Consider the following 15,960-nt stretch of genomic DNA (forward strand, 5'->3'; position numbering starts at 1 on the left):
TTATAAAGATCAGCGCTTTTTAAAGCTGCAAAAAATAAAATTTTGAGTTGTCTCGAAAGGAGTAGTATGGTCTTCAGTAGTATACTGTATTTTTTCAAAACCTTGTCTGAATTTTTCAGAAATAGATTCCTCATCATATTGCTGAATATCCAGACCACTGCATTTGGTGGGACCGTTTTTAGAGAACGTACCCAGAACCATAAAGCTGTTTATATTTTTGTCTGCAATATCAATGTATTTCGCGATTTGTTCTTGAGTTGTTAGAAAATGGAAGGCCGCCCTGTCATGCCAGATATCATAGGATTCAGTAGGCTCAAAGGTTGTAATATCTGTAGCAATCCATTTTACTTTATCTGCTTTGTTTCCGAGTCTTTGTTGAGCCTTTTCCAAAGCTTTGGCAGAAATATCCAACACGGTAATGTTTTCATAGCCTTCTTCAAGCAGAAAGTCAACAAGATTGCTGTCTCCGCCACCAATGTCTATGATTTTAGCTTCTTTTCCCAATCCGAAGGAATTGATAAAATTGAGAGAAGTCTGAGGTTTTTTCTGAGTCCAGCTTACCTGATCCGGATTTTTAGTCTCATACACATTTTCCCAGTGGTTTTTATTGTTGGAAGAATTCATTAGTCTTTTAACTGATTATTTATTTCTTCAAATTTATTAATTAATCCGTCAATTTTTCCCTCTTGTTTCTTTATTGTTTTAGGTCTGATATAAAACCAGTTGAAGCCTATCCATATCAAGGTTAGAGCATACGCCAAAATTCCCGAAACAGATGACATTTTTGAGGTATACTCATACATATAAAGACATATTCCTGAAAACAGCATGATGAAATACAGGTTAAGCATAGTGGTCTGCATAAATTTTTGTTGATTCTTTACCAGATATAAATTTTGAAGGTATTCATGATTGGATTGAGTGTTGTCAATTTTATAAAAGACTGTAAACATTCTGTTGTAGGCCAACAGAAAAACAACCATAGCCAGAATCACAAGTACGATTCCAATTTTTGTACTGATAAGTTGAGGCTGATAATGATACCATATAAAAGCGATACACAAGCAGGTTGCAATCAATAGGATGTTGGTAAGGATCAGTTTGCGAAGATTTTCATTTTTAAACTTTTTCAGTCTGTTAATAAGCTCTTCTATATTAGGTTTTGGAGACGTCTGCTGTTTCCAGATATTTTTGAAATCGATATTAGTATCCATTGTTTTTAAATTTTTGAGTTAATTTTTCTTTGATCCTGTGAATTTTTACCCGGATATTGGATTCTGAGAGCCCTGTAATCTGAGCAATTTCTGCCTGTTTTACCTCTTCAAGTTCCAGAGAGATGATAATTCTATCTGTTTCCGGAAGTTCTGAAATAAATTGATACAGCAATTGTATCTGAGGTTCCATAGATTCCTGCTTTTTCTCTTCCAGATTAATGGGGAGATCTATTTTGGAAAACCTTTTTTCCTTTTCAATCTGCCGGAGACAATTGTTGGAAGCAATTCTGAAGATCCATGTCCCAATGCTGGATTCATTCCTGAATTTCGGGAGCTGCTGCCAAACGATGATAAATGTTTCCTGAGCAAGATCCTGAGCAACATCAGTATCATTTACATATCCCATGCAGAGACGGAATATCTTTTGCCAGTAGAGTTCGTAAATATCCTCAAACACCATTATTTAGAAGATAAAAAGTTATTAAGCTGATTGAAATACCATTCTTTATCATCATACATAATGAAATGTAACCCTTTTGTTGAATATTGAAGATTAGCATTTTTAAGATTCACGTACTGCGCTTCAATGGAAGGTTTCATAAATGCAAAATAAGATTCCAAAAGAATAAGAGAAGGACATTGTATATTCTTGATGGTTTCTCTAAGATCGGTATTAGAGAAGTCACAATACATTGTAGCGAATGTTTTTCTGTCAGATTTCATGCTCCAGTCAATCACTGTATCCTGCATAGAAGGATCTGCCAGAAGGCGTGGAATAGTTTGGGTCTGCATTTGACGGAATTGTTCATCAGTCATTGCTGTAAATTTATTAACGGTTGAAGAACAGTCGTTGTTTTCCTTAGACATAAAATTAGGGTTGGAGATCGCTGCCAGACAAGGCAAAGTATCTACAATCACAATTTTCCCCACAAGCTCAGGATAGTCTGCTGCAATAGCCAAAGCAAGACCACCACCCATGCTGTGTCCAATGATAACGGGCTTTTCAATTTTATGAGTCTTTATATAAGCAGCAATTCCTTTTTCCCAATCTTTGAAGCTGGCATCAGCATCAGGTTTTGATCCTGCAAATCCTGCCATGGTTAATGTATAGCAGGTGAAATCTTTTTCAAACTTTGCAGTTGTTTCGTTCCATACCTCTCCTGAAGAAGCAAATCCGGGAATCAGAATTAAAGACTGTTTTCCCTTGCCAGATTTTTTTACTTCAAAAGGGTATTTTTTTTCCTGACCAAATATATTACATATTGCTGCAAAAAATAACATGATAATAAGAAGGAATGTGAATTTTTTCATGATTTCTAAAGTTTTAAGGTTTATTTGTCTTTTAGAGACGACTCTTTTTAAAATGTTACACTATTTTTTTATTTTTTTTTTGAAAATTATTTTTCCTGCTTTGAAAACCTTTACTGCAAAGGAAAGAGGGGATTTAATTTTTTTTATCAATATTTTTTATGTTGCTAAAGTTTATAGAATTAATATGATAAAAATCATGAGTACTGCGATGTTTAGGACATTTTATATGTTTTTCCTCTCTGATGGGTGATTAATAGGGGTTGTGAAATGAATTGAATTTTGGTTATTTCAATGATTAAAACAAAAAAATAATGACTTAATGGTGTTTATATTTGAAAAAATTATTAATTTTATTGAAGGTTTAAGTCGCTACCCCGGGAAGTGATGGGGTAGGTAGGCAAAAATGGAATTTTTAACGAAAAACGAAAAAATATAAATGAGCAGTAGTATAGAAGATGAATTTAAAGGCTTTAAAGACGAGTTAAAAAAACTTAATATTGAAGTGCAGAAAGTAGTAAAAGTAGGAAACGGAAGCATGGATTTTCATGAAGTTTTCTACAAATCACCGCGATATGAAGAGGTGAAGACTGTGTATGTTCAACGTCATAATTTGGACAGTATCATAGAAAAATTTAAACAGGCTTATCATTAAAATATAACCGGCGCTGCAGAGAATCTGCAGCGCCGGTTTCTTTATAGAGTTTATAAGATTAATCTTTATCCAGTGTTGAAGAATTCTTGGTATCCTTCATTCCAATATATACCACAAGAGAAAATAAGATACAGCCTGTAATATACCAGTAGAAATATTCCTCAGAACCGATCTTTTTAAACCAAAGTGCAATATATTCTGCTGTTCCTCCAAAAACAGCTACTGTAATAGCATAGGGAAGCCCTACACCCAAAGCCCTGATCTCAGCTGGAAAAAGTTCAGCCTTTACCACTGCATTAATAGATGTATAGCCACTTACAATGATAAGCGCAGCCATAATGAGGAAAAAAGCTGCCCACATGGAGGTTGTGGTACTGAGTGCTGTTAAAAGAGGAACCGTACATAAAGTTCCCAAAATACCAAATCCTAAAAGGAGAGGACGTCTTCCGATTCTGTCGGATAATCCTCCAAATACAGGCTGCAAGCAGGCAAATATAAATAAGGAGATAAAAGAAATAAGAGTAGATTCTTCCTTGGTAAGGTGTACCGTATTAACCAGGAATTTCTGCATATAAGTGGTATAGGTATAAAAGGCCAGTGTTCCTCCTAAAGTAAGTCCTACCACTGTCAGTAAAGCTTTTGGATACTTTAAAAGTTCCCTTACCGTTCCTTTCTTTTTTTCATTAATTTCTTTTTTATTTTCAAAAGCTTCGGTCTCATGGAGATTAGAACGTAGGTACAATGCAATAATAGAAAGCATAGCCCCAATCACAAAAGGGATTCTCCAGCCCCAATCTTCCAGTTGAGCTTCTGTTAATAATAATTTCTGCAGAATAAGCTGAATGCCTAATGCAATAAGTTGCCCGCCAATCAACGTTACATACTGAAAACTGGAATAAAATCCTCTTCTGTCCTGGGTTGCCATTTCACTGAGGTAAGTGGCTGAAACACCATATTCCCCACCTACACTCAATCCCTGCAGCAATCTGGCAAGCAGCAGCAATGCCGGAGCAAAAATTCCTATGGATTTATAAGTTGGAGTAAGAGCAATAAGAAGGGAACCGAAGGACATCAACAATACAGATAATGTCATTGCTCTTTTTCTTCCGATCTTATCGGCAATACTTCCGAACAGCCAACCGCCGATAGGCCGCATAAGAAATCCTACAGCAAAGATTCCCGCTGTATTCATCAGTTGAGCATTGAGATCCGAATCCGGAAAAAAAGAATTGGAAAAATAAATGGCAAATGCAGCATATGCATACCAGTCATACCATTCTACGAGATTTCCGATGGAACCACCTATAATAGCTTTGATTCTTTGGCCTGTGGTGATGGAGGATGAGTTCATATTAAGCATTAAGAAGGATTAGTTTTTACCGAAAAATCTTTTTACTTTATCCAGTAATCCTGATGGTTTAGATAAATGACGATCAGATTGGGGAGAATGTATTGATTCGTTATGGGGCTGGGGTGTTTCTACTGCTGATGCGGTCATTTTTTCGGCCTGGCGGCTTTCTTTAACATGAATTCGATTGGGTTCCTGTACTTGTTGCCCAGTCAGTCTTTCAAAATTAATTTTAGCTTTATTGAAAATCTCAATTTCAGTTTCAGGTCTATCATCCACATGAGTCATTTCAGGAATAATACCGGAACTTAATTTTACCGATTCACATTCAAAATCATTCATAATTCCCTGGTGGATTTTTATAGTGGTTTCAGTTTCACCCACCTTTTCAAAAGCCTCTGCAAACTGAAGCATATCTTCTCCGATTTGATATTTTTCGAGAATATTATCTATGGAATTGCTTACTTTGGCTTTTGCAGCCGCAAGATTGGCAATGGCTTTTTCTTCACCGGATCTGTGTTTAAGTGAATCGATTAGCTCCTGGATACCTTCTCTGATCTCAGGATAAATCCTAAAACGGTATATATGCCCAAGGTCTGTAAGATAAGTATTCTTGCTCATGGCTTCATGAGCAAGATTCTGAACATGAGAACTCATGAAGAAAGCCAGATGAACCAAAAGATTAGAGTATTGCTTTAAATGATCCGAACCGATTTCAGATTTTTCAAGTGCTTTATAAAGTTGAAGCCCTTCTAAAAATTCGATCTGATAACCGTAAGGGGAAAAGCTTTCCTCATTGATTTCAACAGGATTGTTATCTAATATTTCATAAAGGTATTCATGAATCTGGAGCTCTTCAAGCTCTTTTAAAGCCTGTTTAAATTCAGCAAGTTTATTTTGCTGTATCAATTCTATCAATTCTTTCATTTCCTTGGTCTATAATGCCGCCAATATACAAATTTCACCAAAAACAAAGCTGTCCTCCAAAAGAACAGCTTTGCTTTTTTCATATATTTCTTTAAAACCTGTATCCTACAGAAAGCCCGCTTCTAAAACCGGCCCATGGTCCATCCACTTTTATTTTGGCTCCGTTGGCATTGGTCTCTACAGTATATTTTACAAATGGAATATCTAAATTTTCTATTTCTTTTTTTAATTGTGCCTGCATATCCGGAGTAAGAACATAATCTGAGGTCATTGTAAAATCGCCTTTTCCGCTTCCGTAATGAGCACCTGCAATCCAGAAATCAAGGACTAGGTTTTGACTTCTGGTAAGGAAAAACTGTACTCCTACCATAAGTCCGCCGCTATTCCCTTTGGTGTTTCCCTGACCTTTAAGAGGAATCTGATACATGTTTCCATCAGGGCCATTATAGTCATAGTAGAAATCAAAAGTATTGGAAGAAACATCAGAATACCGGTAATAAGGAGCAAAATAAAATCCTTTTCCGTAGCCTTTACCAATATAAAACCTTGGTTCAATGGTGAAATTAGTAGCTTTTACCTTTAGGTTTTCAAATCTTTTTTCATCTTTATCTTTCAGAAAGGTATTGATAAAAGGTACTTTTCCTTCAGGCATGGTTCCGAAACCAATGTTCAGGGAAAACCATTGGTTGAAAGCACGTTCATAAGACAGATTGATATTTCTGAATGCGTAAGCAGTAACATTTGTCTTGATGATATTCATCTTCTCGGTAGGAGGGGTTGGGTTCTCCTGCGCTTCCAATGCTGAAAACAGAAGACATGGGATGAATAGGATTACTTTTTTCATAATCTTATATTTTAGGTGTAAAACAATAAGCAGCAAAAAACGGGCTGAATTTAACATAATAATCAAAGATAAGAGAAAAAAATATTCGAATTCTCAATAGTAGTGGTACTTTTTTATTTTGAAATTAAAATCAATGTAATGGATTTCACGAATAGATTGTCCTAAAAGTATAATCCATTTCTGATATGAAAAAAACGATATACACGATTTGCTTTCTTTGTAGAACTCAAGCTTTTTCGCAGGAAATCCCAAATGATACAGTGAGTACCTCTGGAACGAAAGAACTTCAGGAAGTGATTGTAAAAGCACAACGCAAAAAGCAGTTTGCTGATAAGGCAGTGTATACTTTTGATAAAGAAGCACTGGAAAAAGCCCGGTATGCAAAGGATTTATTAAGCACACTTCCGGAACTGCAGCTGGATCCGGTTTCCAATGTCATTACAAGTACAAAAGGAGGGAATACTTTATTTCTGATTAACGGAGTGGAAGCTACAGACATGCAGATCCGAAGTGTTGCGCCCAGTGAAGTGCTGAAAGTAGAGTATTATGATATTCCCCCAGCAAGATGGGCAACCAGAGCAGATGTTGTAGTGAATATTCTGACAAGGTCTACTGAAACAGGATATGTTTTTGGAGCTGAAGGATCTACTGCATTGAATACAGGTTTTGTAAATGCATCTGCTTACGCAAATTATACAAAAGGGAAGAATGATATAGGGCTTGAATATTCTATTAATTTAAGAGATTACAGAGACAGAAGAGTAAATAGTATCTATGATTATCAGTTGGGTGGTGAGCATTACCGGTCTAATGAGGATAGAAAAGATCATTTCGGATATACTTTTCAGACTGTAGCATTGCGTTATACCCGGCTGGTTCCTGATGATTATGCTTTTCAGGTAAAACTGAATATGAATATTTTCAACCGTTTTTCAAAAGGAACGGGGCAAAGTATTTTTACCGTAGACAATTCTTCCGAAGAGCATTCTATGTTTAAAAATAATGGTTCAGAGTATGTAACTCCTAAACTGGATATGTATTATTCTAAAAAAATAGGAATGAAGGATGAACTAAGCATTAATGTAGTAGCTTCTGATTATACTACCTATTCTTCAGAAACGGCTAAAGAGTGGGTAACAGGAACTGGTCTATCCGTGTATGATAATGATATGGTTTTAAAAGCAAAGCAGACAAGTTTTGTAGGAGAGTTGGCGCATACCCATGATTTTGCAGCCGGGAAACTTTCATCAGGATATCGTATTTCAAACTCTTCAATATCCAATGATCTGAATAATCTTTCAGGATACTCTCAATATAAAGTTACTTATCTGGAGCAATATCTTTACAGTGAATTTGCTGGGAAAATAGATAAGTTCAGTTATCGTATCGGCTTGGGACTTACGAATATTCATAATAAAAGTGCGGAGAATACTTTTGATGAATGGTCATTTACTCCGAAAGTAGTACTGGCTTATCAACTTAAAAATAATCAGAGTCTCCGTTTTACAAGCAGTTATAAACCTATAAGCCCTGTGAGCAGTGCTCTCAGTAGTAATGTTGTGCAGCTGGCACCCAATATTGTGCAGAAAGGAAACCCTTTTCTTAGGTCTCAGCAGAAATGGACCAATAATCTGACTTATTCATTGAACAACAAGTATTTTGATTTTAATTTGAATGTATCCTATTCTTACACAAATCGGGTCATCAATCAGTATTATATTTTAGACGATACTTTTGGAGGATACGCATTGACTTATGAAAACGGGCAGTATTCTCAGCAGGTGGGAGCTTTTATTTCAGGTTCTTATAAGCCCTTCGGGAATAATCTGCTGGTGATAAAAGCTAATTTCGCTCCTACTTTCGAAATGGTAAAGACCAGTACCGGTGCGGTGATTAAAAATGATTACTTTGGAAATTATTTTGTGTTGTCTTCAGAATATAAAAACTTTTCAGCGCAGTATCAGTTCAATATTCCAACGTATAGCTTAAGCGGAGCTTTTCTGAATACCAATGAAAACCAGAATAATATTTTTATTAGCTATAAATATAAAAACCTTACTTTTTCCACTGGAATGTACTGGATAGGAATGCCGTCCGAATATAAGACAAAAAGTTTATCTGAAAGCTTAGTAGATTATAGACTTCATACACAGATCATGAATAATAAATCAATGTTTGTACTGGGGATAAGCTATGATTTTTCTAAAGGAAAGAAAACTGAAATTCAGAAAAAGCTGAATAACGATACTGCCCCGGCTGCCACTTTTTAAAGAGAATGGACGCGGGAGGATATTTAGAGATATAAAAGTAAATATAGCTATTCTTTTAAATCCAGACGGATCAAAAAAAATCTCGTTCATCAACTTTGAACGAGATTTTTTATGTTATTTCTTGATGAATTTTAGATTCTTTTTCGTTTCAGAATTTTTTCCACTGATTTCAATGAAATAAGGAGCAGGAGGAAGATCCGAGATCTGTATATTTCCTGAATTTACATCAGCTGTTTTAATGAGTTTTCCATCCAAACCGTAGATATTCGCTTTTGAATACCCTTCTGTATTTCCTTTGAATCTAATGAAGTCCTGAGCTGGATTAGGATATACACTGAAGCTTTCTTTTTTGACGGTATTACTTACTGCCAGTGTTGCCATATTTAAAGCCATTGCAGTTGAAGTCGTCTGATTAATCCCCAATATAGGTACCGAAATATTTAAGTTGGTAGAACTGAGCAACGGATATCTGTGACTGGCATCGTAATAAGAATATGCAGTATTGGTAACAGTACCCAAAGGATTAGCAAATGTTAAGTCGGTAGGTAAATGTAAACTGAAATTTTGTGTAAATTTTACTCTAAGAACATTATTATAAGTCTGGCTATTCAGAATTAATGTGCCATAAGCATCAGCTTCTGTAGATGTTGTGCCTACACATATTCCATTAATTACAGAAGAAGTAAATGTTCCCTTGGCTGTATCATTCTGTACAGGCCCGAAGGTGGTAGGATAGTTGATGTAAGTTCCATTATCCATACTTAAGTTCAGCGTAACCTGGGGATTTACAATTCCTGTGATCTCTAATTTTGTAGGCGAGGCTTTGTAGAGTATAGCGGTTGCTCCTTCAACCATTTTAATATTGGAGCCGGGAAAAGTACTTATTTCACTGGCTGCAGGCGTTAAATAACTAACAAGTGCAGGTATTCCCAAAGTAAGGCTTCCGTTTGAAAATGTTACGTTGGCTCCGGTTGCAGAGTTATCCACAGTTCCGGTAATAAGTCTGTTATCCACAATATCATTGAGGATAGGATCATGGGACGCTTTGGTAAGCGTGATCTGAGCTGAAAACACTGCAGAAGTTCCCAACAGAAAAAGGATAATTTTTTTCATGGCCAAATTTTTTATTAAAGTTAGTTAAAAAGATGAAATAATTTTTATGTTAACTTGTTTTTAATGAAATAATTAAATAAAAAACCGCCCAACAAGGTCGGGCGGCTATTTTGTGCATTAAATGGATTGATGTTTAGTTACTCATAACCATTTTTCGGTAAGCATAGATGTCTTCAATGGTTACCACGCTCATTCCTTTTTTCATAGCAAAGTCTACAATTTCCGGAAGTCTTGCCATAGAACCATCTTCATTGGTTAATTCGCAAAGTACAGCATCATCACCCAGATTAGCCATTTTTACAAGATCTACACTTCCTTCCGTATGTCCACGTCTTTCAAATACCCCATTTTTTTTAGCGATCAGAGGAAATACGTGTCCTGGGCTTGCAATATGTTCAGCCACTGCATCTGCTGCAACAGCAGTTCTGATGGTTGTTACACGGTCTTTTGCCGAAACTCCGGATTCTACTCCTTCTCTGGCTTCAATAGAAATGGTAAACGCGGTTTGATTTTTTGAATTGTTGTTTTCCACCATCGGACGCAGGTTCAGGTGCTTACTTTTTTCTTCGGAAATGCATAAGCAAACGATACCGCTGCATTCGCGGATCAAAAGAGCCATATCCTGTTCTGTAATAGTGGAAGCGGGAAAGATGATGTCGCCCTCGTTTTCACGGTTTTCATCGTCTACTAAAAGAATACCTTTTCCCTGTTGTAATGTTGAAAGTGCTTTTTCTACACGTTCTTTGGAGGTTGCTCCGAATTGTTCTAATAATTTTTCCATGTTATTTTACTTTTAAAAGTTAAAATAGTCTTCGGTACATGGAAATGAAATACGATACCATAAGGGCCTGTGAAGGACCTTACCGTACGTCTCATTTTCTTCTCCCATCCAGACTTTAACTGTCGGTTTTGGAATTTCACCAAATCAGTCCCTTCAAATGAAAGGAGTCGCGGACTGTAACCGCCGGTAGGGAATTTCACCCTGCCCCGAAGAAAACTTATACTAAGTTTTACTGTATGTATTAATTTAAATTTTTATTTCATTGAATACATTTAATGCACAAGTCGCTAATTTCGGGAGTTTTTTTGAGATAGAAAAGAATTTTTTGATTGGATTTTTCAATGATGGGTTGGTTTTTAAAATAAGAAACCACTCACAAGTAGGAGTGGTTTTTAGTCTATTTTTTTGAATGAGAGATTTATTCAGATTTTTTTTCTAAAACCTCTTTTCCATTTTCATAACTCTTAATAATCTTTTGTGTTCCGTCCTCATTATATATTTCCCATTTTCCTTCATATACTCCGTTTTTCCAATTTCCAATAGCTCTGGGGTTTCCATTCTGATACCAATATTCATGCTGTCCATTGGGTTTTCCGTTAATGAATTCGCCTTTACGAGCTTTCTGTCCATTAGGATGCCAGTATTCCCATATTCCATTTTCTTTTAAATTTTCCATTTTTCCACTTGAGGATAATTTTCCATTTAGATAATATGCCTTTTTTAAACCATCCGTAATAGGTTTGAACTGAAGTATTTTTGCCTGTTCTTCACTAAGTGCTTTATTATGCTCCATGAAATCCTGTTTAGAAATTAGAGTATCTCCAAGATAAATTTCGTATTCATCTAAATTTATATTTTGAGAATAGTAAATTGTACTCATGAAAAGAACTAAAATTGAGGTGAGAAGTGTTTTATACATTTTATTGAATCTGTTTTAATTGTTCATCATATAATCCAACTAATACACTGTTTCCGTGTTTGTCTGTTTTGATCCCGCCGTAAGCAGCTTTGTCATATTTTTGAGCGTGTCCTTCCTGAAAAAAGAAAGATTCTGCCCCAATATTAATGCTCCATTGATTGGGTGAAGTATATTTGATGAGGTATTCACCGGCTTTCAATGGGGTTGCGTCTTTTTGAAAACGAGCCCGTTGAGCCACACCTTTGGGATCAAGTGTTACTACACAATATCCACGGCTAGGGATCTTTTCAGCATTAATATTACTGGAAATATCATATCGTAAGCTCATATAATCTCCCTGCATCAGTGAACGGGGATCAACAGGAGCCAGTTTTAATAAGATAGGTTGTCCATTCTTTAGCAAAGTCTCTTTTTCCACCACTGAATAATTGAAATAGATCAATAAGAGAACAAGATTGACAATGATGATAAGCCATTTATATTTTTTCATGTGCTGATAGTTTTTTGCGGGTGAAGAAATAGATTGCCAGAAAGAGTATTCCTGAGGTAAACAGAAGTATGGATTTGGTTAATAAAGTGAAATTAAGATCATAATAAAACCTCCCGATAAAGGTGAGTAAAGCAATGATTCCTAAAACAAATCCGGTTTTGTAGTTGACTAAAAAACTAAGCAAAATGATGAGAATTGCGCCCGGTATAGTTGGCGTTAATAAAGTAGGCAATAAAAATAAAACAGTAAGAATATACATAAGAATCTTATAAGTTGTATCGGCAACCTGTAATGTCTTGAACAGATGGGAAACAACATAAAGAATGGCTATAACAATAACAACAGATGGAATTAAACTATAATAATACACTCCATCTTCAATTCGGAAAAAAGATTTGAATCCAAAAAAACCGAGAGTAAATATGAATGCAAAAACCATTCCTGTTCGAACCGGATCATACAGTTGAGATAAAACTTTGCTTTTGGTTATTATTTTTGCTTCCCACAAGAACAGAAAAGTGGTGAAGACTGCCTGGAGAATAATAATAGTACATGTAAGAGCAAAGGCTTGATTAATCTCAGCAAATGCAAATAGACTTCCATTGATAATCAATACAGAAATGAAGGAAAGAATATAGCTTTGAACCAGAAATAATATACATAAAGCCAAGACAATGAATATTGGATAGATAATATCGCCTTCTGTAGAGAGAGCTATACCAAGAAGTGAGAAACCGGTAATGAAAAAGGAAACACTCAAGGTATCTACAATTGTTTTCCCGGATATTCTGCTGATAAAAGATGAACCTGCAATGCAGATAATTCCGAATATTCCTGCTCCTATTTGTGAATCGAAAACCTGAACCATAAAAATAAAGCCTAAAAAGGCAAGACAGGCCATAATTCCACCAAAAACAGATAATATTTTGATAGACAATGATTGATGATTGGAGCTTTTTTCTTCATAGGCAGCTATAATTGCTTCTTCATCAAAGCGAATCTCCCGGTCACTTGCCGAATGAAGATGATCCATCAGCTCTTTTATATTTTCTTTATTTCTCATTTTTCCACTTTTTTTGAAGGTTCATCAAATTTTTAATAATAAGGGTGATGCTCGCAATAACGAAAACGAATACTAATAAGAATGTACCTTCATTTAATATATCTTTATCGTCTCCTATTCTAAATAATAAAGAACAGATAATAATGACAAGGCTTAAAGGGATAATGGCAAAATAAAAACTGTTTTTTGTTTTAAAACCATACCAGATACCTAAAGCGTAGGTAATAATACTAAGCGGAATTAAAAAAGATAATAAAGTTTGGTGGCTGTCTACAAAATCAAGACAGAGCCCAAAGGTTGATATACTGACCACTGCCAGTGATAAAACGTTGGTAAACCAATTGGGAATGCTGAGCTTTTTATAATGAGAAAGTAGGATAGATCCTATCAAAATGGCAGCATTAAGAACAAAAAGAAGAAGGATAATGATACTTTCATCCCAGTCTTTGGCTACCTGTTCTGAATATAAAATAAGTGTAGTATTCATTAAAACTACATAAAGAAGCCATAAAGGAGCAAAGTCTGATATGATAACCCAAAGTGTGATAAAAATTGTCCAGGCTAAAAAGAAATCATAAGCATCTGCGCCGGTTTGATAAACCTGTCCGAATACGGCAAACAAAACTCCTACGAGTGCTGCAGCTCCGGTGAGAATAATATTCCTGATGTTAGCATTGATTTTAGGAAATAATGCTAAACCTGTAGTGACAATAATTAAGGCTTCAGTTAATCCGATTTTTGCAAATTTTGGTAATTCTGTCCAATTATAGGCGAAGAAGAAAATAATTCCGGATACTGTAAACCCGATTCCCAGGCTGATAAGGAATAATTTAAGAAATTTCTGCCAGGCCTCCTGGCTGCTATAAATATTGTTTTTAAGAAGAGTATCGATCTCCTTTTCGCTGAGGTTGCTATGCCTGCTGAGGATTTGAATATCTTCTTTTTGTATATCTTTCATTTAAAGTGTATTAAGTATTGAAAGTGTAGCTATATTTAATAAGTTGCTGTTTATTGTAATGAGTTGTAGCGTTTCTTAAGTATCACAGGAGATATGATCCCATTCCTGATCCATATAATTAATCAGCCAATTGAGAGCGTAGTGCCTTTCATAGACGATTCCGGGATGTACCTGTGTCATTTCTCTGTTATTGATTCTTGCGTCTACACAGGCCCAATCGTATCTGTAGTATAAATCGTTAGCATCAAGAATTTCAGATTTTGAGCGGATTTCATGGTTGCCATTAATAAAATCATTCGGATTCCTGTCTCCGCCTACAGGGTATTTTTCAAAAGGAACATCATTGAGATCACATAATTCATTAGGGAAGGGCAATATATCTACTATTTTTAAAGCCCACAGTAAAACCCAAATACATTCACATTTCCAGGTTTCCTGAAACTTTTTATCTTCCGTAGGTTCAGATATAAAGTCTTTTTCGTTAGGAGTAATGTATTCCCAAAGATTATACTCTATCATATAATCTGTTGCTGTTTCTGAATTTATCGTGTCAAAAGCAACAAAATTGGTGATTCCAAGAATAGCAACCCTTGCTGCGATCTCTTTTGGGGTTCTCAATGTAGTTTCTTCTTCAGATTCTATATGGGGCAGGTTAAAATTAATTGTAATGCCTTCCTTTTTAAGAATTTCTTCCGTTCTTTCTTTTCTGGTCATTTGTATTGAATATGATTACTAGTTTAAAATAATATTTGGTGGTGAACTATGATTAGCTAAAATTATTCCCTTACTATCTTTTCCATTTTTCTTCCTTTGGCTAGTTCATCAATCAGTTTATCAAGATACCGGATATTTCTCATCAGTTCATCTTCTATCTCCTCTATGCGGTATCCGCAGATAACACCTTTGATTAATGCAGCATTAGGGTTCATTTTTGGAGCCTGCTCAAAAAAAGTTTTAAAGTCAGTTTTCTTTTCCAGCTGTTCCTGAATACCTTGTTCGTCATAACCGGTCAGCCATTGAATAATTTCATGAACTTCAGATGTTGTTCGTCCCTTTTTCTCTGCTTTTTGAATATAATGTGGATAAACACTGGCAAAAGCTGTAGTGAAGATTTTTGTATTCTGCATGGCTTTTTGTGAAGATTAGATTAATTTTTTTAATACGCCATCAAGAATGATGTTGAACTCTTCCGGTTTTTCAAGCATAGGATAATGCCCAACTCCCGTAATCGTTACGTAGTCATAATTTTTTAAATACTTACGGTTGGTCTCAAGATTCGTAGGCGAAGCATCCGAATTAATAGCGATTACCGGAATCTGAACTTGTTCTGCGAAGCCTCTGAAATCTGTTTTGTATAAGGGTTGGAGTACATGGATGGCTTTTTCCGGTTCGTTTTGAAGAAACTCATACTGTAATCTCTCTTTCACAGCAGCTGGGGTTTGTTCTGCAAAAAGATATTGGGGAAGAAAGTTTTCCACAGCATATTTAAAATCTTTTCTGTAATGCGTAAACATGATTTCTTCTGCCTGTTCTTCAGTGAAAGATTCATCCAGGTCTTTCAATGTGTCTATCAAAACCAAAGCTTTTACGTTTGGAATTTTTAAGGAAGCTTCAAGAACGTAAGCTCCGCTCATTGAATGTCCCACAAGGATAATTTCCTGAGAATCTATAGTATCAGTTACCGCTTTTATATCGTCAGCATATCGGGAACTGGTCCAGTCTTTTCTGGAAGAATCAGACTTTCCGTGTCCGGCAAGGTCAATTTGTATAACGCGATAATGGGGTGCAAAATATTTTTGTTGATCAGTCCACCATTCACTATTTCCAAGCCAGCCATGGATCAACATTATTGCTGTATTTCCGTTTCCGGATTCCTTGTAATGAATTTTTTGGCCATCTGAAGAGACTGCATATTTTTCCATAGAATTAGATTTTATGTTGGTGTGTAAAAAAATAAGGAAACTAAGGTACAAAAAGCCTACAGAAGGTGAAGATATTTCTTTCTGTGGTCTGTTTTTCTATACATTTTGGACGGCTCATTGAATAAAAATAGAAGGCCTGAATTTTTCA

18 protein-coding genes and 1 riboswitch are annotated in these 15,960 nt (G+C 35.6%); of the genes, 2 read left to right on the forward strand and 16 right to left on the reverse strand.

Features of this window, described 5'->3' with window-relative positions:
* Positions 1-9: 9 nt before the first annotated feature.
* From BLS98_RS18540 to BLS98_RS18555, 4 genes are read right to left on the reverse strand one after another with little or no spacing between them, the layout of a single operon-like run.
* A complete protein-coding gene (locus tag BLS98_RS18540; protein ID WP_089738232.1) occupies positions 10-624 on the reverse strand; it encodes a class I SAM-dependent methyltransferase in 615 nt (204 codons plus the stop codon).
* Positions 624-1,214: a hypothetical protein gene (locus BLS98_RS18545; protein WP_089738234.1), complete on the reverse strand. Its 591-nt coding sequence runs from the start codon at positions 1,212-1,214 to the stop codon at positions 624-626. The genes BLS98_RS18540 and BLS98_RS18545 overlap by 1 nt, the downstream gene beginning before the upstream one ends.
* Entirely contained in the window at positions 1,204-1,674 is a 471-nt protein-coding gene (locus BLS98_RS18550; protein ID WP_089738237.1) for an RNA polymerase sigma factor, read from the reverse strand. Before BLS98_RS18550 ends, BLS98_RS18545 begins: the two co-directional genes overlap by 11 nt.
* Positions 1,674-2,525: an alpha/beta fold hydrolase gene (locus BLS98_RS18555; protein ID WP_089738239.1), complete on the reverse strand. Its 852-nt coding sequence runs from the start codon at positions 2,523-2,525 to the stop codon at positions 1,674-1,676. The genes BLS98_RS18550 and BLS98_RS18555 overlap by 1 nt, the downstream gene beginning before the upstream one ends.
* 436 nt (positions 2,526-2,961) lie before the next feature.
* Here BLS98_RS18555 and BLS98_RS18565 point away from each other — a divergent pair, with 436 nt between their 5' ends.
* Complete coding sequence (locus BLS98_RS18565) at positions 2,962-3,177, forward strand: hypothetical protein (RefSeq protein ID WP_045501046.1); 216 nt, start codon at positions 2,962-2,964, stop codon at positions 3,175-3,177.
* 58 nt (positions 3,178-3,235) lie between these two features.
* Here BLS98_RS18565 and BLS98_RS18570 read toward each other — a convergent pair whose 3' ends face one another.
* The 3 genes from BLS98_RS18570 to BLS98_RS18580 all read right to left on the reverse strand — a co-directional run bounded on the left by BLS98_RS18570 (position 3,236) and on the right by BLS98_RS18580 (position 6,296).
* Complete coding sequence (locus BLS98_RS18570) at positions 3,236-4,528, reverse strand: MFS transporter (RefSeq protein ID WP_089738524.1); 1,293 nt, start codon at positions 4,526-4,528, stop codon at positions 3,236-3,238.
* A gap of 18 nt (positions 4,529-4,546) precedes the next feature.
* A complete protein-coding gene (locus BLS98_RS18575) occupies positions 4,547-5,452 on the reverse strand; it encodes a hypothetical protein (protein WP_089738243.1) in 906 nt (301 codons plus the stop codon).
* A gap of 91 nt (positions 5,453-5,543) precedes the next feature.
* A complete protein-coding gene (locus tag BLS98_RS18580; protein WP_228425389.1) occupies positions 5,544-6,296 on the reverse strand; it encodes a DUF3575 domain-containing protein in 753 nt (250 codons plus the stop codon).
* A 185-nt stretch (positions 6,297-6,481) separates the two neighbouring features.
* Between BLS98_RS18580 and BLS98_RS18585 the strand changes: the two genes are divergently transcribed.
* Positions 6,482-8,566, forward strand: coding sequence for an outer membrane beta-barrel protein (locus BLS98_RS18585; protein WP_089738247.1), 2,085 nt, complete (start codon positions 6,482-6,484; stop codon positions 8,564-8,566).
* A gap of 114 nt (positions 8,567-8,680) precedes the next feature.
* Here the strand turns inward: BLS98_RS18585 and BLS98_RS18590 are convergent, their stop codons facing one another.
* The 9 genes from BLS98_RS18590 to BLS98_RS18630 all read right to left on the reverse strand — a co-directional run bounded on the left by BLS98_RS18590 (position 8,681) and on the right by BLS98_RS18630 (position 15,812).
* A complete protein-coding gene (locus tag BLS98_RS18590) occupies positions 8,681-9,679 on the reverse strand; it encodes a T9SS type A sorting domain-containing protein (protein WP_089738249.1) in 999 nt (332 codons plus the stop codon).
* 133 nt (positions 9,680-9,812) lie between these two features.
* A complete protein-coding gene (gene ribB, locus BLS98_RS18595) occupies positions 9,813-10,460 on the reverse strand; it encodes a 3,4-dihydroxy-2-butanone-4-phosphate synthase (protein WP_089738250.1) in 648 nt (215 codons plus the stop codon).
* 92 nt (positions 10,461-10,552) lie between these two features.
* Positions 10,553-10,678, reverse strand: a riboswitch (FMN riboswitch).
* 200 nt (positions 10,679-10,878) lie between these two features.
* Positions 10,879-11,379, reverse strand: a complete 501-nt coding sequence (locus BLS98_RS18600) for a toxin-antitoxin system YwqK family antitoxin (RefSeq protein ID WP_111994842.1) — start codon at positions 11,377-11,379, stop codon at positions 10,879-10,881.
* Position 11,380: 1 nt separating this feature from the next.
* On the reverse strand, positions 11,381-11,869 hold the full coding sequence (locus BLS98_RS18605; RefSeq protein ID WP_089738255.1) for a GDYXXLXY domain-containing protein: 489 nt from the start codon (positions 11,867-11,869) through the stop codon (positions 11,381-11,383).
* Complete coding sequence (locus BLS98_RS18610) at positions 11,856-12,932, reverse strand: DUF4401 domain-containing protein (protein WP_089738258.1); 1,077 nt, start codon at positions 12,930-12,932, stop codon at positions 11,856-11,858. The genes BLS98_RS18605 and BLS98_RS18610 overlap by 14 nt, the downstream gene beginning before the upstream one ends.
* Entirely contained in the window at positions 12,922-13,890 is a 969-nt protein-coding gene (locus BLS98_RS18615; RefSeq protein WP_089738261.1) for a DUF2157 domain-containing protein, read from the reverse strand. Before BLS98_RS18615 ends, BLS98_RS18610 begins: the two co-directional genes overlap by 11 nt.
* A gap of 75 nt (positions 13,891-13,965) precedes the next feature.
* Positions 13,966-14,604 carry a DUF4272 domain-containing protein gene (locus tag BLS98_RS18620; protein ID WP_089738263.1) on the reverse strand — a complete coding sequence of 213 codons (639 nt, stop codon included), beginning with the start codon at positions 14,602-14,604 and terminating at the stop codon, positions 13,966-13,968.
* A 62-nt stretch (positions 14,605-14,666) separates the two neighbouring features.
* Positions 14,667-15,017 (reverse strand): DUF2200 domain-containing protein, encoded by a 351-nt coding sequence (locus tag BLS98_RS18625; protein WP_089738265.1) that lies wholly within the window; start codon positions 15,015-15,017, stop codon positions 14,667-14,669.
* 15 nt (positions 15,018-15,032) lie between these two features.
* Positions 15,033-15,812: an alpha/beta fold hydrolase gene (locus BLS98_RS18630; RefSeq protein WP_089738266.1), complete on the reverse strand. Its 780-nt coding sequence runs from the start codon at positions 15,810-15,812 to the stop codon at positions 15,033-15,035.
* Between the last annotated feature and the right edge of the window lie 148 nt (positions 15,813-15,960).

Origin of the sequence: Chryseobacterium jejuense, assembly GCF_900100075.1 — a bacterium.
In the GTDB taxonomy this organism is placed as follows: Bacteria; Bacteroidota; Bacteroidia; order Flavobacteriales; family Weeksellaceae; genus Chryseobacterium; species Chryseobacterium jejuense.